This is a genomic window from Polaromonas sp. P1_G2 (genome assembly GCF_056405515.1).
The window spans coordinates 1-398 of record NZ_JBFUBY010001467.1; the positions used below are offsets into that span (position 1 = coordinate 1).

Annotated in this window: 1 protein-coding gene; it reads left to right on the forward strand. The window is 65.1% G+C overall.

From position 1 onward, the window contains the following. Window positions 1-20: 20 nt before the first annotated feature. Window positions 21-398, forward strand: a 378-nt coding sequence (locus AC1D0P_RS31110; protein WP_477680251.1) for a sensor histidine kinase, incomplete at its 3' end; no start/stop codon positions are given.

Consider the following 398-nt stretch of genomic DNA (forward strand, 5'->3'; position numbering starts at 1 on the left):
TCGTACGGCAGGTCTCGGCGATGCACCGCAACGGCATTGCCGGCGTCTCGCAACTCGCGGAACTGGAAGGCGAAGTCGTCAATTGCCTGACCGAGCTGCGCCATATCGTCGACGACATGCGGCCGAGCGTGCTGGAACTCTTCGGCTTGCGCGACGCGATCGAGGCGCATCTCAACCGCAGCGTCAGCCGCGCGGTGCCGTCGATCGCGGTGAGGATGCATGATGAATCCGGCGGGGCGGCGGAAGCCTTGCCGGAACGTATCCTGACGGCGCTTTATCGCATTGCGCAGGAGGCGATCAACAATGCCGTGCGGCATGCCGGTCCTCAGCGTATCGAGGTGAAGATCGAGGCAACGCCTGCTCTGCTGCGGATCGTCGTCACCGACGACGGGCGCGGC